This is a genomic window from Microbacterium sp. zg.B48 (genome assembly GCF_024623505.1).
In the GTDB taxonomy this organism is placed as follows: domain Bacteria; phylum Actinomycetota; class Actinomycetes; order Actinomycetales; family Microbacteriaceae; genus Microbacterium.
This window is the reverse complement of sequence record NZ_JANJFE010000013.1, coordinates 239,281-260,710: the sequence shown is the minus strand read 5'-3', so window position 1 is coordinate 260,710 and position 21,430 is coordinate 239,281. Positions and strand designations below refer to the sequence as shown.

16 protein-coding genes are annotated in these 21,430 nt (G+C 70.4%); 10 read left to right on the top strand and 6 right to left on the bottom strand.

The genetic code is table 11. The features are described from left to right. Nucleotides 1-50: 50 nt before the first annotated feature. The gene (locus NQ152_RS11245) at nt 51-1,541 is read right to left on the bottom strand and encodes an NCS2 family permease (protein WP_257524022.1); all 1,491 of its coding nucleotides are present in this window, start codon (nt 1,539-1,541) and stop codon (nt 51-53) included. 163 nt (nt 1,542-1,704) lie between these two features. On the opposite strand from NQ152_RS11245, the gene NQ152_RS11240 reads away from it, so the two are divergent. The 3 genes from NQ152_RS11240 to purH are packed head-to-tail and all read left to right on the top strand — an operon-like array spanning nt 1,705 to nt 5,606. Beyond that, nucleotides 1,705-3,375 (top strand): DUF6350 family protein, encoded by a 1,671-nt coding sequence (locus tag NQ152_RS11240; protein ID WP_257524021.1) that lies wholly within the window; start codon nt 1,705-1,707, stop codon nt 3,373-3,375. Nucleotides 3,376-3,379: 4 nt separating this feature from the next. Next, nucleotides 3,380-3,967 carry a phosphoribosylglycinamide formyltransferase gene (gene purN, locus NQ152_RS11235; protein ID WP_257524020.1) on the top strand — a complete coding sequence of 196 codons (588 nt, stop codon included), beginning with the start codon at nt 3,380-3,382 and terminating at the stop codon, nt 3,965-3,967. A 34-nt stretch (nt 3,968-4,001) separates the two neighbouring features. Further along, nucleotides 4,002-5,606 (top strand): bifunctional phosphoribosylaminoimidazolecarboxamide formyltransferase/IMP cyclohydrolase, encoded by a 1,605-nt coding sequence (gene purH / locus NQ152_RS11230; protein WP_257503163.1) that lies wholly within the window; start codon nt 4,002-4,004, stop codon nt 5,604-5,606. A 100-nt stretch (nt 5,607-5,706) separates the two neighbouring features. On the opposite strand, the gene NQ152_RS11225 is transcribed toward purH, so the two are convergent. Beyond that, nucleotides 5,707-7,134, bottom strand: coding sequence for an NAD(P)/FAD-dependent oxidoreductase (locus NQ152_RS11225; protein WP_257524019.1), 1,428 nt, complete (start codon nt 7,132-7,134; stop codon nt 5,707-5,709). 158 nt (nt 7,135-7,292) lie between these two features. Between NQ152_RS11225 and NQ152_RS11220 the strand changes: the two genes are divergently transcribed. The 5 genes from NQ152_RS11220 to NQ152_RS11200 all read left to right on the top strand — a co-directional run bounded on the left by NQ152_RS11220 (nt 7,293) and on the right by NQ152_RS11200 (nt 13,670). Then, the gene (locus NQ152_RS11220; RefSeq protein ID WP_374113589.1) at nt 7,293-8,897 is read left to right on the top strand and encodes a DNA-3-methyladenine glycosylase 2 family protein; all 1,605 of its coding nucleotides are present in this window, start codon (nt 7,293-7,295) and stop codon (nt 8,895-8,897) included. After that, nucleotides 8,894-9,388, top strand: coding sequence for a methylated-DNA--[protein]-cysteine S-methyltransferase (locus NQ152_RS11215; protein WP_257524018.1), 495 nt, complete (start codon nt 8,894-8,896; stop codon nt 9,386-9,388). Before NQ152_RS11220 ends, NQ152_RS11215 begins: the two co-directional genes overlap by 4 nt. A gap of 386 nt (nt 9,389-9,774) precedes the next feature. After that, nucleotides 9,775-11,598, top strand: coding sequence for an ABC transporter ATP-binding protein (locus tag NQ152_RS11210; RefSeq protein WP_257503160.1), 1,824 nt, complete (start codon nt 9,775-9,777; stop codon nt 11,596-11,598). Beyond that, nucleotides 11,595-13,412 (top strand): ABC transporter ATP-binding protein, encoded by a 1,818-nt coding sequence (locus NQ152_RS11205; protein ID WP_257524017.1) that lies wholly within the window; start codon nt 11,595-11,597, stop codon nt 13,410-13,412. The genes NQ152_RS11210 and NQ152_RS11205 overlap by 4 nt, the downstream gene beginning before the upstream one ends. A 132-nt stretch (nt 13,413-13,544) precedes the next feature. Beyond that, nucleotides 13,545-13,670 (top strand): hypothetical protein, encoded by a 126-nt coding sequence (locus NQ152_RS11200; RefSeq protein WP_257524016.1) that lies wholly within the window; start codon nt 13,545-13,547, stop codon nt 13,668-13,670. Nucleotides 13,671-13,879: 209 nt separating this feature from the next. On the opposite strand, the gene NQ152_RS17260 is transcribed toward NQ152_RS11200, so the two are convergent. Further along, nucleotides 13,880-14,242, bottom strand: coding sequence for an endonuclease domain-containing protein (locus NQ152_RS17260; protein ID WP_257524015.1), 363 nt, complete (start codon nt 14,240-14,242; stop codon nt 13,880-13,882). Between the two features lie 727 nt (nt 14,243-14,969). Next, nucleotides 14,970-15,422, bottom strand: a complete 453-nt coding sequence (locus NQ152_RS11190) for an N-acetyltransferase (RefSeq protein WP_257503156.1) — start codon at nt 15,420-15,422, stop codon at nt 14,970-14,972. Between the two features lie 143 nt (nt 15,423-15,565). Here NQ152_RS11190 and NQ152_RS11185 point away from each other — a divergent pair, with 143 nt between their 5' ends. Continuing rightward, entirely contained in the window at nt 15,566-17,785 is a 2,220-nt protein-coding gene (locus NQ152_RS11185; protein ID WP_257503155.1) for an NADP-dependent isocitrate dehydrogenase, read from the top strand. Nucleotides 17,786-18,021: 236 nt separating this feature from the next. Here the strand turns inward: NQ152_RS11185 and NQ152_RS11180 are convergent, their stop codons facing one another. Together NQ152_RS11180 and NQ152_RS11175 are read right to left on the bottom strand one after the other, a co-directional pair. Then, nucleotides 18,022-19,503 (bottom strand): L,D-transpeptidase, encoded by a 1,482-nt coding sequence (locus NQ152_RS11180; protein WP_257524014.1) that lies wholly within the window; start codon nt 19,501-19,503, stop codon nt 18,022-18,024. A 111-nt stretch (nt 19,504-19,614) separates the two neighbouring features. After that, a complete protein-coding gene (locus NQ152_RS11175; protein ID WP_257524013.1) occupies nt 19,615-20,064 on the bottom strand; it encodes a hypothetical protein in 450 nt (149 codons plus the stop codon). 166 nt (nt 20,065-20,230) lie between these two features. Here NQ152_RS11175 and NQ152_RS11170 point away from each other — a divergent pair, with 166 nt between their 5' ends. Then, nucleotides 20,231-21,421 (top strand): ROK family transcriptional regulator, encoded by a 1,191-nt coding sequence (locus NQ152_RS11170; protein ID WP_257524012.1) that lies wholly within the window; start codon nt 20,231-20,233, stop codon nt 21,419-21,421. Nucleotides 21,422-21,430: the final 9 nt, after the last annotated feature.

Here is a 21,430-nt window from a genome sequence, read left to right as displayed (position 1 = left end):
GGCGGGGGTCAACCCGCCCGGGGGCATCTGCACAAGTCCGTGCGAAGCGGTCAGCCCGCCAGCAGCATCTCCACCGGTCCGCGCGCGAAGTACAGCGCGAAGCCTGCGGCGACGACCCACAGCAGAGGGCTGATCTCGCGCGCCTTTCCGGCAAGGGAGCGGACCAGCACCCACGAGATGAAGCCGGCGCCGATGCCGTTGGCGATCGAGTACGTCAGCGGCATCACGGTGACGCTGAGGAACACCGGCAGCAGGATCGAGAAGTCCGAGAAGTCGATGTCCTTGATCTGCGCCATCATCATCGCCCCGACGATCACCAGTGCCGCCGCGGCGACCTCGGTGGGGACGATGGATGCCAGCGGAGTGAAGAACATGGCGACCAGGAACAGCAGGCCGGTCACCACGTTCGCGAACCCGGTGCGTGCGCCCTCGCCGATGCCGGCTCCGGACTCGATGAACACGGTGTTGGAAGAACTGGACGTCAGGCCGCCGGCGACCGCCCCGATGCCCTCCACGATCAGCGCGGACTTGATCCGCGGGAAGTCGCCCTTGGCGTCGGCCAGGCGGGCCTCCTTGGACAGGCCGGTCATCGTGCCCATCGCGTCGAAGAAGTTGGTGAAGACGAGGGTGAACACCAGCATCAGCGCGGCGAGGACCCCGATGCGCTCGAACGAGCCGAAGGACACCTGACCGAGCAGCGACAGGTCAGGGACGCTGACCAGCGACGCGGGAAGCTCGGGGACCGAAAGACCCCAGCCGCCCGGGTTCATCGTGCCGTCGTCCGCGAAGCGCGGTCCGAGGTTCCAGATGGCCTCGACGATCACCGCGACGACACTGCCGGTGACCAGTCCGATCAGGATGCCGCCCTTGACCTTGCGGGCGACCAGGATGCCGGTGAGCAGGAGGGTGAAGACGAAGATGAGCGTCGGAACCGTGCCGATCGAGCCTTCCACGCCGAGGCCGACCGGAGGGGAGGATGCACCGGTCGCGGTGACGAAGCCGGCATCGACGAATCCGATGAACGCGATGAACAGGCCGATGCCGACGGTGATCGCGATCTTCAGCTGCATGGGGACCGCGTTGAAGATCATGCGCCGCAGGCCGGTGGCGGCCAGCAGCACGATGATGAGCCCGTTGATGACGACCAGGCCCATCGCCTCGGCCCATGTCACCTGCCCGACGACCGACACGGCGAGGAAGGAGTTGATGCCCAGCCCGGCCGCGAACGCGAACGGCAGGCGGGTGACCAGCCCGAAGAGGACCGTCATGAGACCGGCGGTGAGCGCGGTCGCGGCGGCCACCTGGGTGAAGCCGAGGGTGTCGCCGGCGACGTCCGTGCCGCTGGAGAGGATGATCGGGTTCAGGATCACGATGTAGGCCATCGTCACGAACGTGACCAGGCCGCCGCGGATCTCGGCGGAGAGCGTGGAGCCGCGTTTGCTGATCTCGAAGAAGCGATCGAAGGCGTTGCGCGGCGTGCGCGTCTCGACCGCCTCGGTCGCCTCGGTGCTCTCGGGCGGGGACGTGGGTACTGTGCTCATGAATGACCTCCGACGAAGACGCTATCGGAATGGATGCCGCTCCTCTGACCGCCGGCTCAGCGCGGGGTCCGCGGGCCGGCCGGAGGTGCCGCCGATGTCGAGGTGAGCGAGGCGTGCGTGTGCGCCGGGATCGCCGCGCCTGTCGAACTAGGGTCGATGACGCATGCATCGCCTGATCGTCCTTCTTCTCGCCGCCGTCGACGCCGCCATCGCGGCGGCGGTCGGTATCGCGGCGACCCTTGCCCCGCTCACCGTGCTGTGGGTGCTGGGCATGGGCGGGACGGCGGAGTGGGGGACGCTCTGGCCGGCCGGCGCCGCCGTCTGGCAGCTGGGGCATCTCGTTCCCCTGCACGTCACGCTGCCCGGCGATTACCTGGCGGTGGCCGGAATCGATCCGACGGCAGCATCCTTCGTCCTCTCGCTGGCCCCGCTCGCGTTCGCCGTGTTCACCGCGATCTTCGCGGCACGCTCGGGCGTGCGCGCCTCCCAGGCGGACGCGTGGGTGACCGGCGTGATCACCGGCGCTGTCGTGTTCACCGCGCTGGCCGGGGTGATCGCCCTGACCTCGGGCACCGCGATCGCGGACGTCGAGCTGTGGCAGGCGATCCTGATGCCTGCCCTGGTGTACGCCGTGCCGCTGTGCGCGGGAGCCGTCGTGACCGAATGGCGCGAGGCCGGCAGCGGGGTGATCGCCCGGGTGCGCGACCGCGTCGAGGCCGCGCCGCACGGGTGGGCGGATGTCGTCGGTCTCACCGCGCGCGGCACGGCCGTGGTGCTCGCCGGGTTGATCGGGCTGGGCGCGCTCGCTTTCGCCGTCGCGTTGCTGCTGCGCGGCGGCGAGGTGATCGCGCTGTTCGAAGCGGCTCACGTGGACACGCTCGGCGCCGTGATCGTCACGCTCACGCAGCTGGCCTACCTGCCCACGCTCGCGATCTGGGGCATGTCCTTCGTCGCGGGGCCGGGTTTCGCGGTGGGCGTGGACACGGCGGTCTCGCCGGCCGGAACCCAGCTCGGCGTGATCCCCGGCATCCCCGTGCTGGGTGCGCTCCCCGAATCGACCACACCGTGGCTGCTGCTGCTCGCGCTCCTTCCGATCGGGCTCGGGGCGCTGTCCGGCTGGATCGTGCGCTCGCGCCTGGCCGCACCGACCCTGGCAGAGCCGGCCGCGGCGGGGCGGGATGCCGCATCCGACGTCACCCGCAGCCCGGCGCTGAGCGCACTGCTGGCGGGTTCGGATGCGCACCGCTCCTTCGCGGCATCCCCGTCTCCGGAGGTCAGCGGGCCGGCGGGTGGAGCCTCGGACGACGCAGCGGACGACCCGATCGGCGCGCGCCTGGTGATCGCCCTCGGCATCGCTGTGCTGTCCGGTGCTGGAGCGGCGCTGCTCTGCCTGCTGGCCTCCGGCTCGATCGGCCCGGCGCGCCTGGCCGAGGTGGGGCCGCAGCCGGGTCCGGTGGCTCTGGCCGTGGGCGCAGAGGTGCTGGTCGGAGCGGCCATCCTGCTGCTGTCGCCGCGTCGCCGCAGCAGGGCGGGCCGCAGCGACCGGGACCGGGACGGTGCAGAGCCCGCGGCGAAGCCTGCGGGGGAGCCCGCATCCGAGGCGTTCGCATGGTCGCCCTCGAGCGCACCGACCGAGCCGGTGGAGTTGCCGGGCGCCTGGACACCCGTCGCCCACGGGATACGGTCCGCCTCCGACGACGCCGCACGGGAGCCGGACGCCGCACCGGAGCCGGAGCGCGAGCCTGCACCCGCGACCGGGTCCGACGACCCGGACGATACCCCGACCGTCGATCTGGGGCCCCGCAGGCCGAAGCCACTGCCGCCGATAGACTAGGCGCGTGCTCACGGTCGCCGTCCTCATTTCGGGCGCGGGATCCAATCTTCGGGCCCTGCTCGATGAGGCGGCTGAAGCGGATTTCCCCGCGCGCGTCGTCGTCGTCGGAGCGGACCGCGAGGCAGCGGGGTTCGCGCATGCCGAGGAGTACGGCATCCCCACGATGCTCGTGCCGTGGCGCCAGTTCGACTCGCGGGAGGAGTGGGGTGCCGAGCTGGGCCGCCAGCTGGAGGTGTGGAGCCCCGACCTGGTCGTGCTGAGCGGACTGATGCGGCTGCTGCCTGCGTCTCTCGTCGAGGCGTGGAGCCCGCGGATCATCAACACGCACCCGGCCTATCTCCCCGAGTTCCCCGGTCCCCACGGTGTGCGCGACGCGCTGGCCGCCGGTGTGGCCCAGACCGGTGCGAGCGTCATCATCGTCGACAACGGTGTCGACAGCGGTCCGATCCTCGCGCAGGAGCGGGTCCCCGTCCTCCCCGGGGACGACGAGCACTCCCTGCACGAACGCATCAAGCCCGTCGAGCGCCGGCTGCTGATCGACGTCATCCGCCGCATCGCGACGGGCGACCTCGATCTGGCCGCCGCCCGTTGACCCCCATCCCCTGATCCCCACCCGAGGAGCACCCATGGCCGGCCCCAGCCACGACCCGTCCCTGTACCGCGACCGCGACCTCGTTCCGGTTCGCCGGGCGCTGGTCTCGGTCAGCGACAAGACCCACCTGCTGACGCTGGCGGAGGCGCTGGCCGGCGCCGGGATCGAGATCGTCTCGACCGGCTCCACCGCGGCCACCATCCGCGGTGCCGGCTACCCGGTGACCGACGTCGCCGCGGTCACCGGCTTTCCGGAGTCGCTGGACGGCCGCGTCAAGACCCTGCACCCGGGCGTGCACGCCGGGCTCCTGGCGGACCTGCGTCTCGAGGATCACGAGCGCCAGCTGGACGAACTCGGCATCGCGGCCTTCGAGCTGGTCGTGGTGAACCTGTACCCGTTCGTGGAGACCGTCGCCTCCGGCGCCGAAGGCGACGCGGTCGTCGAGCAGATCGACATCGGCGGACCGGCCATGGTGCGCGCCTCGGCGAAGAACTACGCCAACGTCGCCATCGTCGTCTCGCCCGAGTCCTACCCCGGCGTCATCGAGGCGATCGCCGCCGGCGGCACCAGCCTGGCCCAGCGCCGCGCCCTCGCCGCGCGCGCCTTCGCGCACACCGCCGCCTACGACCGCGCCGTCGCCCAGTGGTTCGCCGAGGAGACGCTCTCCGACGCGGACCTGCCTCAGCACCTCACGATCAAGGCCGAGCGGTTGGAGACGCTGCGGTACGGCGAGAACTCGCACCAGCGTGCCGCGATCTACTCGCGGGTCGGCGGCCATGGCATCGCCCAGGCCACCCAGCTGCAGGGCAAGGGCATGTCGTACAACAACTACATCGACGCGGATGCCGCGCTGCGGGCCGCGTTCGACATGGTGCTGCCGGCCGTGGCGATCATCAAGCACGCCAACCCCTGCGGGATCGCGGTCAGCGCGCCCAACGCGCTGGATGCCATCGCCAGCGCGCACCTGCGCGCACACGAGTGCGACCCCGTCTCCGCGTTCGGCGGGGTGATCGCGGCGAACCGGCGCGTGACGCTGAAGATGGCCGAGAACATGAGGGACATCTTCACCGAGGTCATCGTGGCCCCGGACTTCGAGCCCGAGGCGCTGGAGGTCTTCGCGCTGAAGAAGAACCTCCGCGTGCTGCGTCTTCCTGTCGACTGGCAGCAGGAGCGGATGGATGTCCGGCTCGTCTCCGGCGGTCTGCTGCTGCAGGACGCCGACCGCTTCCCCGACGACATCGAGTCGGTCGCCAAGGACTGGCAGCTCGTCTCGGGCGAGCGCCCGAGCGAGGAGGAGATGACCAACTTCATCTTCGCCTGGAAGGCCTGCCGCGCGGTCAAGTCCAACGCCATCGTGCTCGCGAAGGGCTCGGCGACGGTCGGCATCGGAATGGGCCAGGTCAACCGCGTCGACTCCTGCCGACTCGCCGTCGAGCGGGCCGGCGCACGCGCGGCCGGCTCGGTCGCGGCATCCGATGCGTTCTTCCCGTTCGCCGACGGACCTGCGGTCCTCATCGACGCCGGAATCGGCGGAATCGTCCAGCCGGGAGGATCTGTGCGCGACGACGAGGTGATCGACGCCGCCCGGGAAGCCGGCATCCCCATGTTCTTCACCGGCGAGCGCCACTTCTTCCACTGACGCCCGCAATCCCACCCGCACCGCCCGCCCGCGAGACCGGATAGGCACCGCGAGACCGAGGCGGCGCCCCCGGTCTCGTGGCATCCCTCCGCTCTCGCGGTCAATGGGGGGCGGGGCGGCCGTACTCCTCGAGCCAGCGCAGCCACACCTCGCTGAGCGTCGGATACGACGGGACCGCGTGCCAGAGCCGTTCGATCGGCACCTCGCCGACGATCGCCACGGTCGCGGAGTGCAGCAGCTCGGCGACGTTCGCGCCGGCGAAGGTGGCCCCGATCAGCACGCCGCGGTCCTCGTCGACGATGGCACGCGCCATCCCCTGGTAGGCGTCCGCATAGGTGCTCGCCCCCGCGATCCAGGACAGGTCGTAGTCGAGCACGCGGATGCGCCGTCCGGCCGCACGGGCGGCCGCCTCGGTGAGCCCGACCGAGGCGACCTCGGGGTCGGTGAAGGTGACCTGCGGGATGTGGTCGTGATCGGCGGTGGCCACGTGTGCGCCCCACGGGGCGTCGGCCACGGGGTGACCCTTCGCGCGGGCCGCGATCACGTCACCGGCGGCACGCGCCTGGTACTTGCCCTGGTGGGTCAGCAGCGCGCGATGGTTCACGTCGCCCACCGCGTACAGCCAGTCGGTGCCCTTCACCAGCAGCGTGTCATCGACGCTCAGCCACGCGCCCGGCGAGAAGCCGATGCTCTCCAGGCCGAGATCCGTGGTGCGCGGCGTGCGCCCGACGGCGACGAGCACCTGCTCGGCGACGACACGTCCGCCGTCGGACAGTGCCAGCACGGCGTTGCGGTCGGTGCGGTGCGCCGCGGTGACCTCGACGCCGGTGCGGAGGGAGACGCCCAGCCGGGCGAGCGAGGCGGCGACCAGGTCGCCGGCGAACGGCTCCATGCTCGACAGCAGCCGCGACCGGACGATCAGGGTCACCGTGGTGCCGAAGCCGGCGTACGCCGTCGCCATCTCCGCGCCCACCACCCCGCCCCCGAGGATGGCCAGCGACGCGGGGATCGTCTGTGCGCTGGTGGCATCGCGGCTGGTCCACGGTTCGATCTCGCGCAGACCCGGGATGTCCGGCAGCAGGGGTGCCGATCCGGTGGCGACGGCGACGGCGTGGCGGGCGACCAGGTCGGTCACGGTGCCGTCTGCGGCGGTCACCCGGACGCGTTTGACGCCGGTGAACTCGGCGTGACCGCGCAGGAGATCGATGCCGGCGCCGTCCAGCCAGCTCACCTGCGACGCGTCATCCCAGTCGTGGGTGATGCGGTTGCGGCGCCGCAGCACACCCGCGACGTCCACCTCGCCGGTGACCGCCTGCGTCGCCCCGTCGACATCCCGCGCGGCGCGCAGCGCCGCCGCACTGCGCAGCAGCGCCTTGGAGGGCATGCATGCCCAGTAGGAGCATTCGCCGCCGACCAGTTCCGCCTCGACGATGACGGTCGACATACCGCCCTGGACCGCGCGATCGGCGACGTTCTCGCCCACCGCGCCCGCCCCGATCACGATGACGTCGTACTCACGCGCGCTCATCTGCTCACGCTAGCGCCCCAGGCCCGGACCGGGTCGGGATCCGTTCCGAGCACAGACGTCAGGGCCGCACCGCCATGTCCGATTTCCGCCAGTCCGGGGCTGCTGAGCGTGGCATTGTGGAACACGTGACCAGTCCCATGACCACCGCCGCCGGGCGGATGAGGCCCCTGTCGTTCGACGAGCGGTACGGCGCGATCCAGTCGCGGGACCCCCGCTTCGACGGGCAGTTCGTGACGGCGGTGCGCTCGACCGGCATCTACTGCCGACCGAGCTGCCCCGCCCGCACGCCCAAGCCGGCCAACGTCTCCTTCTTCGCCACCAGCGCGGCCGCGCACGAAGCCGGCTATCGGGCGTGCAAGCGCTGCCTGCCCGAGGCGGCGCCGGGGTCCCCGGAATGGGATCTGCGCGGGGACACCACCGCCCGCGCCATGCGGCTGATCGCGGACGGCGTGATCGAGCGCGAGGGCGTCCCCGGGCTGGCCGACCGCCTCGGGTATTCGCCGCGCCACCTCACCCGCCTGCTGACCGCCGAGCTCGGTGCCGGACCGCTCGCTCTGAGTCGGGCACATCGCGCGCACACCGCGCGGATGCTGCTGGTGGGCACCGACCTGCCCGTCGCCGTTGTCGCCTTCTCCGCCGGCTTCACCAGTGTCCGGCAGTTCAACGAGACGGTGCGCGAGGTGTTCGGGATGCCGCCGCTGGAGCTGCGGGCGCGCCGCCGTCGCGACAGCGGCGCGGAATCACTCGACGGTGTCATCGACCTCGTCCTGCCGCACCGTGGCCCGTTCGACGCGGCGGGTCTGTTCGCGTGGATGAGCGCGCGAGCCGTGAGCGGAGTCGAGACGGCGACCCCCGCCTCGTTCGCGCGGACGCTGCGGCTGCCCGGGGGGCCGGCGTGGTTCGAGCTGCGCGTCGACTCCGCGGGGCGCGTGCGCCTGCGGGCACGCCTGACCCAGCCGGGTGATCTGTCGACGCTGGTCACGCGCGCCCGTCGCCTGTTCGACCTGGACGCGGACCCGATCGCGATCGACGCGGCGTTGTCGCGGCATCCCGAACTCACCCCGCTCGTCGCGCGCGTACCCGGCATCCGTGTGCCCGGCTCCGCCGACCCGCACGAGATGCTCATCCGAGCGATGGTCGGCCAGCAGATCACGGTGTCGGCGGCGCGGACCGCGCTGACCGCGCTGGCCGACGCCCTCGGGGAGCCGGTGGCCATCGGCGGCAGCGGGGGAGAGGCGCGCCTGTTCCCCACGATGGCCGCGATCGCCGAGCACGGGCACGAGGTCCTGCGCGGGCCGGCCGCACGCATCCGCGCGCTGGTCAGCGCTGCCGCCGCCCTCGCCGACGGCTCCCTCCAGCTCGGACCGGGCGATGCGGCCGCCGACCAGCGTGCGGCCCTGCTCGCCCTGCCCGGCGTGGGACCGTGGACGGCCGACTACGTCCGGATGCGCGTACTCGGCGACACCGATGTGTTCCTGCCCGGCGACGTCGCGGTGCGCACCGGCGCAGCTGCGGTCGGGCTGCCGGCCGATGCCCGCGCCCTGCAGGCGTGGGCCGCGCGGACGGCCCCGTGGCGCAGCTACTTCACCGCGCACCTGTGGCGCGCCGTCCCGCCCCGGGTGGCGCGCCGCCGCGGCGCCACCCCCGGCGCAGATCCGGCGGAGACGTCGGATGCGCGCCGCCCCGGCGCGCGGGCGCCGGATCCCGCCCACCCGCATACACCCGGACCACCGCTGCCGAGCACCGAGGAGGACGCGACATGACCGCCAGCATCCAGACCATCGACACCCCGGACGGGGCGTTCACGCTCGTCGCCGACGGAAAGGGCCGCGTCCTGGCCTCGGGCTGGACCGCCGATCCGGCCGCGACGCTCGCCCGGATCCATCCCCGCCTGCGACCGGACACCGTGCGCGAGGCGGAGACGGATGCTGCGGCATCCGCTCTGGCGTACTACGCCGGCGATCTGACGGCGATCGACGGCGTCCCGGTCGCCCAGGAGGGCACCGTGATGCAGGCCGCGGGATGGCGGGCGCTGCGGGCCATTCCACCGGGGCGCCCGCTGTCGTATGCGGAGTTCGCCGTCGCGCTCGGGCAGCCCAGCGCCGTGCGGGCCGCGGCATCCATCTGCGCCCGCAACGCGCCCGCGCTGTTCGTGCCGTGCCACCGCGTGCTGCGCTCGGACGGGTCGCTCGGCGGGTTCGCGTGGGGCCTGGATGTGAAGCGGGGGCTGCTGGCCCGCGAAGCCGCCGCCTGACCCCCGGCCGGTCGGTGGTGTCCCACTTGCGCATGCGACACGCCGGGCGGGGGATGCCGAAGCGGGACACGGATGACAGGAGCGGGGCGGTTGTGCCGGGCGAGGCGCGGGGATAGGCTGGAGGGCTGTCGCCGCGCCCTCGCGCGTCAGCCGAAGGAGGATGTCATGAACACGATCGCCATCGCCGTCACGCCGATCGCTGCCATCGTCCTCCGCGACCCGAACGGAACCGCCGGGCTCTTCGGCTGACCGCACTCGGGACTGAACCGAGCACGCACAGGCCGCGCCACCGCGCGTTCCGTTCGACAGGCGTCAGCGCTGTCGCCGCTGTTCCGGGCGCCCTCTTGCCAACCCCTTCTCCACTTCGTGCGACTCCCACAAGGATCATGACCTCCACCCCCTCACCACACGACGGCCGCCTCTCCACCCCGAGGGCGCTGCTGCGTCTGCTCCCGTTCGCCAAGCCCGTGCTGGGCAGGCTCAGCCTCGGCGCGCTCAGCGCGTTGATCGCGAGCCTGCTCGCGCTGAGCATCCCGCTCGTGCTGGAGGTGATCGTGCGCGGGCCGATCGCGTCCGGCGACGCCGGCCAGATCGCGTGGGGGGCGGCCGCGATCCTGGTGCTCGGGCTGCTCGAGGCGGTCATGGTCTGGTTGCGCCGCTGGTTCGTCCTCGGTCCGGCCACGAAAGTCGAGTACGACCTGCGCCGGGGCTTCTACGCGCGCCTGCAGCGACTCCCGGTGTCCTTCCACGATCGCTGGCAGTCGGGTCAGCTGCTCAGCCGCATGATGCAGGACATCAGCATGCTGCGCCGCTGGATGGCGTTCGGCCTGCTCCTGCTGGTGGTCAACGTGCTGACGATCCTGGTGGGCACGGTGCTGCTGTTCCGGTGGCACTGGCTGCTCGGCACGATCTTCCTGGTCTGCTCACTGCCGCTGTGGTACACCGGCTACCGCTTCGAGAAGACCTACGGCACACTCGCGCGGCAGAGTCAGGATCAGGCCGGCGACCTGGCCACCTCGGTCGAGGAGAGCGTGCACGGCATCCGCGTCCTGAAGGCCTTCGGACGCGGCAAGCACGCGCTGCAGAAGTTCGCCAAGCAGGCCGAGACCCTCCGCCAGACCGAGCTGAACAAGGCCCGTGCGGTCGGGATCATCTGGTTCTGGCTGGTCCTGCTGCCCGACCTCGCCTTCGCGCTGTGCCTCGGCGCGGGAATCTACCTGGTCCAGCTGGGCCAGTTCACCCTGCCCGAGCTGATCGCGTTCTTCGCGATGGCGACCGTGCTGCGGTGGCCCATGGAGTCCATCGGATTCCTGTTCTCGTTCACGCTGGACGCGCGCACCGCCACCGACCGGATCTTCGAGGTCCTGGACGAGCAGAACACCATCACCGACCCGGCGACGCCGCTCACGATCGCGCACCCGCGCGGGGAGCTCGCCTTCGAAGGCGTGCATTTCCGGTATCAGGATGCCGCGGCATCCGAACGGGATCTCATCGACGGCATCGACCTCGTGCTGCAGCCAGGAGAGACGATGGCACTGGTCGGGCTGACCGGTTCGGGCAAGACGACGCTGACCACCCTGCCGTCCCGCCTGTACGACGTGACCGGCGGCCGGGTCACCCTCGACGGTGTGGACGTGCGCGATCTCACTCTGCGTGAGCTGCGCCGGCATGTGGGCATGGCGTTCGAGGACGCGACGCTGTTCTCGCAGACGGTGCGGGACAACGTGCTGCTCGGCCGGGAGGATCTGACCCCCGGCAGTGCGGAGGCGGAGGCCGTGCTGCGCGAGGCGCTCGCGGTCGCCCAGGCGGGCTTCGTGGACGACCTTCCGTTCGGCGTGGACACCGTCATCGGCGAGGAGGGACTGAGCCTGTCAGGTGGTCAGCGGCAGCGCCTGGCGCTTGCGCGCGCGGTCGCCGCGCGTCCGGCCGTCCTCGTGCTCGATGACCCGCTCTCGGCCCTGGACGTGGACACCGAGGCGCTGGTCGAGGACGCGCTGCGCGAGGTGCTGCACAGCACCACGGCGCTCGTCGTCGCGCACCGTCCCTCGACGGTCATGCTCGCCGATCGCGTCGCCCTGCTGGAGTCCGGCCGCATCACCGCCGTCGGTCGCCACAGCGACCTGCTGCGCGAGAGCGAGCACTACCGGCACGTCATCTCCAGCCTGGAGAACGAACAAGCGCGTACCCGCGAAACGGAGGTGAACCTGTGAGCACGGCAACAGTCGAAGGAACCAGCGGCGAAGACCGCTCGGACTACACGCGCGAAGAGAGCCGCACGATCCGGCGCCGCTCGCTGCGCCTCCTGGGCTCGCTCGTCTCGCCGCTGAAATGGCAGCTGGTGCTGGCCGCGGCCGTGCTGATCGTCTCCACGGCGCTGCGGGTGGCCGGTCCGGCACTGATCGCATACGGCCTGAACACGGCGCTGCCGGCGGTCATCGACCGGATGGATTGGATGCCGACCATCGGCGTGGTGGTCGTGTATCTGGTCACCGCGCTGGGCGGCGCCGGCCTGATCGGATGGTACGTCGTCGTGACGGCGCGCCTGACGCAGGCGATCATGTTCGATCTGCGCAAGCGCATCTTCCTGCACACCCAGCGGCTGAGCCTGGAATTCCACGAGTCGTACACGTCGGGACGCATCATCTCGCGGCAGACCAGCGACCTGGACACCATCCGGGAATTGCTGGACGGCGGCCTGAACGAGCTGGTCTCCGGCATCCTCTACGGCGGCTTCACGCTGATCGCGCTCCTGCTGCTGGACTGGCAGTCGGGCGTGATCCTCATCGTCATGGGGCTGCCGCTGTTCCTGCTGATGCGGTGGTTCTACATGCGCTCGCAGCGGGTCTACCGGGAGTCGCGCGTGATCAGCGCCAAGGTCATCGTGAAGTTCGTCGAGACGATGACCGGCATCCGTGCGGTCAAGGCGTTCCGCAAGGAGGCGCGAAACGACGACGAGTTCGGCGAGCTGGCCAGCGACTACCGCGACGTCAACATGGCCTCGATCCGCCTCTTCGGCACCTTCGAGCCCGGGCTGATGGCGGTTGCGTCGGTGTCGCTGGCGCTCGTGGTGTTCTGGGGCGGCGTGCGCATTGAGCCGGGCGTGTACGAGATCGGCACGCTCATCGCGGCGGTGCTGTACGTGCGCAACTTCTTCGCTCCGCTGCAGGAGGTCGCCTTCTTCCTGAACTCCTACCAGTCCGCGACGGCGGCGCTGGAGAAAGTGTCGGGTGTCCTGGAGGAGGAGCCCACCGTTCCCGATCCGGTCCAGCCGGTCGATCTGTGGGAGGCGCGCGGGCACATCCACTTCGACCGCGTGCGCTTCGGCTACGGCGGCGGGAAGACGATCCTGCCGGATTTCACCCTCGACATCCCGGCGGGTCAGACCGTCGCGCTGGTCGGCACGACCGGTGCCGGCAAGTCGACCCTCGCCAAGCTCGTTTCGCGTTTCTACGACCCGACCCGGGGCCGCGTGACCCTGGACGGCATCGACCTGCGTCAGCTGCATCCCAAGGACCTGCGCCGCGCCATCGTCATGGTGACGCAGGAGGCGTACCTGTTCAGCGGGACGGTGGCCGACAACATCGCATTCGGCAAGCCCGACGCGACCATGGACGAGATCCGTGCAGCCGCGCGTGCGGTCGGAGCCGAGGCGTTCATCGAGGCTCTCCCGGACGGCTACGACACGGACGTCAACAAGCGCGGCGGACGCGTGTCGGCCGGTCAGCGTCAGCTCATCTCGTTCGCGCGGGCGTTCCTGGCCAACCCCGCCGTGCTGATCCTCGACGAAGCGACCGCGTCGCTGGACATGCCCTCGGAGCGTCAGATCCAGGACGCGTTGCAGACGCTCCTGGCCGACCGGACCGCGATCATCATCGCGCACCGTCTGTCGACCGTGGCGATCGCCGATCGCGTGCTGGTCATGGAGAACGGCGAGATCATCGAGGACGACACCCCGGCGACCCTGATCGCGGGCGCCGGCAAGTTCTCGCAGCTGCACGCCGCATGGCGGGAGTCGCTGGTCTGACCACGCCGTCGGGGTTTTCCGGGACGGAATCCGCTGGCGCGTTTTTCGCGTCTGACCAGGAAATGCTTTTCGCCGGGAAGTGGGCTATGGTCTCCGGGAACACGCCAGCTCACCGAAGGGAAGCGAGTCCAGATGGCCAACAAGCCCCCCAGCGCGACGAACAAGAAGGCTCCGCAGCAGACTCTCAAGGAGAAGCGCGCCGCCAAGCGCGAGAAGACCCAGGAGACGAACGTCTTCAAGCCCCGCAAGGGCGCGTAATCCTCGATGCCACGGGCGGCTCGCCGGACTTCGGTCCAGCGGGCCGCCCGTCCGTCTGTCCGGCGTCGGCGCCGCGCAGGTGCTGCGCGGCCGCAGCGGCGCGGCCGCAGCTGCGCGCGGAAGAGGAGATCCGCACCCGATTCGGACGCCCGCGCGTCCCCGCCCCGAATCCGCTGCCGGCATCCGAATCCGGGAAGCGGCAAAGCGGGTCACCTGCGGTGCGCGCCGGCGGCGACGGCCCGGGCGACTGCCCGCTCGACGGCCGGCCACTCGTGAATGACCTGCGCGTAGGTGAACCGCAGGACCGTATAGCCCCGCAGCACCAGCTCCCGATCATGGGCGACGTCCCTCCCGCGATCGGCGGCCGACGAGTGGAACGCGAATCCATCGATCTGCACCACCAGTCGCTCCCCGATGAGCACGTCCACCCGTCTGCCCGCCAGCACGATCTGCTGCCGGATCGGAATCCCCCACGGCCTCAGGCGCACCACGAACAGCGTCTCGAGCGCGGAACCGGAAAGCCCCGTGACCGCCGCCGCGCACTCCCGCGCGGCCCTGGCGGTCCACTGCACCCGCTGCAGGCTCTCTGCCGACAGCCGCTCGATCCTCGCCGCTGACTCCCAGACGGCGAGGGCAGGTTCCCTGGGCAGGCATCGCGCGACGTGGGTTCAGCGCATCCTCGACCGACTCGACCAGGACTCGCGGGGAGGTCGGCACGATCGGCCGGTCCCAATGCGCAGTCACATCCGCGGGCGGCGCCGCGGCATGCGCGGTCAGGCGGAGATGGATGCCGGCGTCGACGCCGTCCGGTATCCACCACCCGCGCACGCGGGCCGCGGATACGCACGCGAGCACTCCGGTGCACCGTGCGGCGACCGTCAGCGCCGTCGACGCGACGGACGTGGCGACCCAGTACCGTCGCACGCGTGTCAGCACGCCGCCGGCGATCGCGCCCCGCAGGGCCGTCGCGGTCACGCCGCGCTCGAGCAGGTCACTGCGATGAACGATGCCGCCACGGTCCGTCACCCACTGCGCGATGTCCACAGCGCCAGAATGCCCGCTGGGGGGATGCCTCGGCCGGCGGACGAGCGAGGCGTGCAGTGTCGAGCCAGAGGTGGAGCGGGGGAGGAGGCGACGCGCCGGGGGCGGCGCGGCTGCACGCGGCCGCGCGGCCGCGGCTGCGCGCGATATAGGAGATCCGCACCAGAATCGGACGCCCCGCAGGTCCCCGCCCGAATCCGCTGCCGGCATCCGAATCCGAGAACCGAGTTCGAGCCCCGCGCGGACCCGGGCAGCGTTTTAGAGGCGGACCTCGGCGATGACCTCGCCGTACTCCGTCTCGCCGACGGGCGTGAAGCCGACGCGTTCGAAGAACGCCTGCGGCCCGCCCTCGCCGGCCTCATAGATCACGTTGACGCGATCCATGCCGCGGGCTCGCGCCTCTTCGAGCAGCTTCTGCACCGCGAACCGCCCGACGCCTCGACCCTGGTCGTCGGCATCCACGTTGATCCGCCAGAGGACGGACTTGAAGTGCTCCTCGGGAGCCTCCGGGTCGAAATTGGCGCTCACGAAGCCGACGACCTCATTGGCGTCGAGCACCACTCGCTGCCACGACGTCTGCGGGTTGATCACGGTCGCGGCGATCCCGTAGCTCACCGGAGCCAGATACTGCTCCTGGCCTGGCTTGAGGGACATGTTGTTGACCGCCACGATCGTCGCGGCGGACAGTTCGACCAGTCTCAGCTCAGCCATAGCCACAGGCTAGCCGCAAGCAGGGCATCCGGGCATGTCGGGGGCGTGAGGTTAACCTGGATTTCATATCCCGAGATATCTCGATGTCGAGATACTTTGCCCTTGCGTTAGGCTGGAATGACCACCCGAACGGAGACAACCAGGTGACCGACTCGACCATCTTCTACACCCACACCGACGAGGCTCCGGCGCTTGCCACCGCCTCGTTCCTGCCGATCGTGAAGGCTGTCACCAGCCAGGCGGGGGTCGATGTCGAGACGCGGGACATCTCCCTCGCGGGGCGGGTGCTGGCCGCGTTCCCCCAGCAGCTCACGCCGGAGCAGCAGGTCGGTGACGCGCTCGCCGAATTGGGCGGCCTGGCAACGCTGCCCGAGGCCAACATCATCAAGCTCCCCAACATCTCGGCGTCGATCCCTCAGCTGAAGGCCGCGATCGCGGAGCTGCAGAGCCAGGGCTTCGACATCCCGGACTATCCGGATGAGCCGCAGACGCTCGAGGAGAAGGATGTCCGGGCGCGCTACGACCGCATCAAAGGATCGGCCGTCAACCCGGTGCTGCGCGAGGGCAACAGCGACCGGCGCGCCCCGCTGTCGGTGAAGAACTATGCGCGCAAGCACCCGCACCGCAACAAGCCGTTCGCGGCGGGCTCCAAGACGCGCGTGGTGACGATGGGCCACGACGACTTCAAGTCCAACGAGCAGTCCGTCGTGATCTCCGCCGACGATGTCCTCACGATCCAGCACGTCGCCGAAGACGGCACTGTCACCCCGCTCAAGACCGGCCTGAAGGTGCTGCCCGGCGAGATCATCGACGCGACCTTCCTGTCCGCAGCGGCGCTGGATTCCTTCCTGGCCGACACGCTGGCCGCCGCGAAGGCGGATGACGTGCTGTACTCCGTCCACCTCAAGGCCACGATGATGAAGGTCAGCGATCCGATCATCTTCGGCCACGTCGTGCGCGCCTACTTCGCGGATGTGTTCGCACGGTACGGCGATGCCATCGCCGAGGCCGGCCTGACCGCGAACGACGGCCTCGCCGCCATCCTCGCGGGACTGCCGTCCGTGGCGGGCGGCGACGAGATCGCCGCGGCCATCGCCGCCGATCTGGCACGCGGTCCTCGACTGTCGTACACCAACTCCGACAAGGGCATCACGAACCTGCACGTCCCCTCGGACGTCATCGTGGATGCCTCGATGCCTGCCCTGATCCGCAACGGCGGCAAGCTCTGGGGCGCCGACGGGGGAGAGGCGGACACCCTCGCAGTGATCCCGGATTCGTCGTACGCGAGCGTCTACCAGACCACGATCGAGGACGTCATCGCCCGGGGTCCGCTGGATCCGGCGACCATCGGCTCGGTGCCGAACGTCGGCCTCATGGCGCAGGCGGCCGAGGAATACGGCAGCCACGACAAGACGTTCGAGATCGCCGCTCCGGGCGTCGTGCAGGTGCTGGACGGCGCCGGAGACGTGCTCATCGAGCAGGCGGTGCAGCCGGGCGACATCTGGCGCGCGACGCAGACCAAGGACGTCGCGATCCGCGACTGGGTCAAACTCGCCGTCACCCGCGCCCGGGCCACCGGCGCGCCCGCCGTGTTCTGGCTGGACGAGACGCGGTCGCACGACGCCGCACTGATCGCCAAGGTGAACACGTACCTGGCCGACCACGACACCGACGGGCTGACGATCGAGATCCTCGCCCCGGCGGCCGCCACCCAGTACTCGCTGGACCGCCTGCGGGAGGGCCTGGACACGATCTCGGTCACCGGCAACGTGCTGCGCGATTACCTCACCGATCTGTTCCCGATCCTCGAGGTCGGCACCAGCGCCAAGATGCTCTCGATCGTGCCGCTGCTGGCCGGCGGTGGGCTGTTCGAGACCGGCGCGGGAGGATCCGCGCCGAAGCACGTGCAGCAGCTGCTGGAGGAGAACTACCTGCGCTGGGACTCGCTCGGCGAGTTCTTCGCGCTCGCCGCCTCGCTCGAGCACCTGGCGACGTTCACCGGGAACGTCAAAGCCCAGGTGCTGGCCGACACGCTGGATGCCGCGACGGGCGCATTCCTGGAGAACGACAAGTCTCCGGGACGCGCGCTCGGCACCATCGACAACCGGGGCAGCCACTTCTACCTCGCGCTGTACTGGGCTCAGCAGCTCGCGCAGCAGCAGGCGGATCCGGAGCTGTCAGCCCTCTTCGCACCCGTCGCCGAGGCGCTGGCCGCCAATGAGGAGCAGATCGTCGCCGAGCTCCTCGCCGTGCAGGGATCGCCCGTCGACATCGGCGGCTACTACCGGCCGGATGCGCAGCTGGTCGAAGCCGTCATGCGCCCGTCCAAGACGCTGAACACGATCGTCGACTCGATCGGCTGACGGTCGTCCTGACGAAGGGGCGGATGCCGCGCGGCATCCGCCCCTTCGTCATGCCGGGTGGTCCGCGCCGCGCACCCGGTCATCGAGTGGTGCGGACGGCGGCCCGGTCATCGAGTGGTGCGGAGCGCGTATCGAGATGCGACCTTGAAGGTCTCGATACGCCGCCTGCGGCGGCTACTCGACCTTGAGCCGACAGCGCATCAACGCGCGCTTCGCGCGCATTGATCCGCTGCGGCTCAATAGTGAACGGAGACCTCGGTGCCCATCGGCGCCCAGCCGAAGACGTACTGGGCGGCGCTGACCGGCATGTTGATGCAGCCGTGGCTCATCACGTTGCCGAAGTTGTTGTGCCAGTACGCACCGTGCAGCGCCTCATCGCCGTTGTAGTACATGACCCACGGCACGTCCCGGGTGCAATAAGCACCCGGGGTCTGCGAGTTCGGGTTGTAGCAGAGCTCGCCCATGTCCTGTGACGTGAGCTTGGAGGTGATGCGGAAGTTGCCCGTGCTCGAGCTGAACCCCTCCGCGCCGGAAGAGATCGCCCACGACTGGACGACGTTGCCGTTTTCGAACAGGTAGGTGCGCTGCTCGCTGAGATTGACCTCGATGCGCCGGGCCAGCGTGGTGATCACGGGAGCCACCTCGGTGACCGGCAGCGTGAAGGCCGCGTTGCCCGACGTCAGCTGCGTGGCGAAATCCGAGGCCACCGTCGAGGTGTCGCCGAGCTCGCGGCCCGGGATGCCCGCGGCGTCCTCGCGCAGGACTTCGCCGCGGGAGTCTGTGATCACGACGCCGTTCTGAGCGGGGCGGTTCACCAGGGGCGCAAGGCCGTCGACGACGGGCTGGATCGCGGCCGGATCGGCCGAGATCGCGAACGTTCCCCGGGTGGTCGGCTCCACGGTGATCCAGGATGCCGCGACCGCGCGATCGATCGGCACCGTGCGCTCTGCACCGACGTAGAAGCCGACGCTGTCGAGCATGGAGTTGAGCGTGTTCACGGTCGCCGCGGCGACGAACGTGGGACGCTCCGCCTCGACCGGCGCCGCCTCGGCATCGAGTTCGACGACCGTCTGACCGGCCGCGAACGCCTCGGCCAGCGTCGTGCGGACCGCGTCCACGTCGATACCGGTGCCCAGTTCGGACGGCACCGTCACATAGCTTGCCGATGCCGCGTCGAAGGCGATCATGGCATCGACCGGATCGGTGTAGAGGTCGGGCGCAGCCGCCCGGAGTGCGGCTGTCGCGGCATCCGCGTCGAGCCGGACCGGCGCGTCGACGGGCGTCGAGAACCAGGTCGTCGGATTCCACATCGGGTTCTGTGCGAAGGCGGCGTCGGCCAGAGCGCGCGCGTCCACCGATGCGCCGAGTTCGGCGCCGGTGATCTCGGCGTCTCCGCCCGCACCGGTCAGCACGATCGTTGTCTGCGCCAGACGTCCCTCGATCGCATCCGCAGCAGCGCCCGGAGTGAGCCAGCCGACGGGCACCCCGGCCACCGATGTGCCGGGCGCGATCAGAACCAGCGAGGTGGCGACCAGCCCCACCACGGCGATGCCGGCAGGGATGCCGATCCACAGGCCGCGCCGACGTTTGCGCGCCGGATCGGCCGGTGCCCACGCGTAGTTGGGTGCATCGCCGTCGCTGTCCGCGGAGATGACTTCCGTCGCGGCGCCGTCGTGCGGTGCCCCCTCGGCGCCGGGCCTGGTGGCCAGATCGGTCATGCCATCACCCCCCGGCTGCGAACACGTCATCCCATCGTACGTGACGACCGATGACCTGAGCGCAACGGATGTATCACGGATTCACTGTGGAGGCGGCGTGGATCGCCGGTGTCAGGACTGACAGATCTCCTGAAAATCGTTGCTGGTCTCCTGGAACTTCGTGCCCAGCTCGGCCAGGTCCTCGATCTTGGAGGCGTCGCCCTGGACGACGGCCTCCATGACGTCGCCGGCGTCGGCGAACATCTGCTGCAGCCTCGGCAGGAAGGCCGCGACATCGTCGTTGGTGATCTCACCGGCCGCCTCGGTGATGCGCTGGGCCGCGCCCCGCATGGACTCCACGACGCTCCCGGGATCGTTCGCCGCCGCATTCTCGAACTCGCTCGTCGCCGCCTCGATGCTCTCCTGGATGAGGGCGCAGGCGTCCGCGGTGGATTGGCCCTCGTCGCCAGGGGCGTCGGTGCTCTGAAAACCACCCGCAGACGGTCCGGCCGGGGAGCACGCGGTGATACCGAGCGCGACGACCACGGCGAGCGTTCCGGCTGCCAGTCGGTGGTGGATCATGGTGGCCTCCCGGGTTCCAGCCTAAGCGAGCGAGCCCAGCCGGCGGCGTGATCGCCCGTGCGTCGAGGCCCGCAGTCGGACCGAATGTAACGGTTTTGTAAACACGCCGTTCAAATACGTCCGCGGCTCTTGCGCCCCAGCTGGTTCGTAAGCTCTACTAACAAACATGCCACACGAAGCCCAGCCCGGCGCCCCTGCCCTCGTCTCGCCGTCCGTGACAGAGGGTGGGCGCACGTTCCGCCCCGGCCGAGCGCTGCGGCAGGGAAGGAAGGTCCTGCCTGAGCACGCCCGCGGCCACAACCGTTCCCTCCTGCTGCAGACACTCTTCCACCAGGGCGCGATGAGCCGTGCCGACCTCTCTCGCGAGACCGGCCTGACGCGCGTGACGATCTCCGACCTCATCTCCGACCTCATCTCGGACGGCTTCGTCGCCGAAATGGGCGTCCGCGAAGCATCCGGTCCGGGCAAACCGGCCATCCTGGTCGACCTCGACCGCGCCGGCCACCGCATCGTGGGCATCGACCTGTCCGGCAGCGAGGTCTTCACCGGCGCTGTCCTGACCCTCGACGGCGACATCGTGGCGCGTCGGGAAGTGCGGGCCGTGACCGACGGCGACGTGGTCGGCACGGTCGTCCGACTGGCGAAGGACCTGGTCGGCGACGCGCATGCGCCGGTCTTGGGCATCGGGGTGGGCACGCCGGGAATCGTGAACGAGGAGGGCGTCATCCTCACCGCACCCAACCTGCGCTGGGCGGGCTTCGATCTGAAGAACGCATTACAAGATGCCGTCGGACTGCCCGTACTGGTGGCCAACGATGCGAACGCGGCCGTTCTGGCGGAGTACACCTTCGGCGGAGCGGGGGACGACGTCCTGCTGGTCAAGGTGGGCCGCGGCGTGGGCTCCGGGCTGCTGGCCTCGGGTCAGCCGATGCGCGGTGCGCACTCCGCTGCCGGTGAGATCGGACACGTGACCATCGGCACTGATGGGGGACCGGTGTGCGCGTGCGGCAAGGTGGGGTGCCTCGAGGCCTGGCTCGCCGTCCCCGCGCTGTCCGCGCGACTGGCCGAGGCGGAGGATGACCTCGCCCGAGTCGGCGTCCTGCGCGATGCCGGCGAGCGGCTCGGAATCGCGCTGGCACCGATCGTCGGTGTGCTGGACGTGTCCGAGATCGTCCTGTCCGGCCCCGCTGAACTGCTCGACGGCCCACTGGCCGAAGCGACCGCCGACACGCTCCGTGCCCGCACGCTCGCCGAGTTCCACGACGGGGTGCGAGTCCGGATGACGGAGCAGGGGCAGGACATCGTCCTGCGCGGCGCCGCCGTCATGGTCCTGTCCGGGCAGCTCGGGGTGTCATAGCACCGTCCG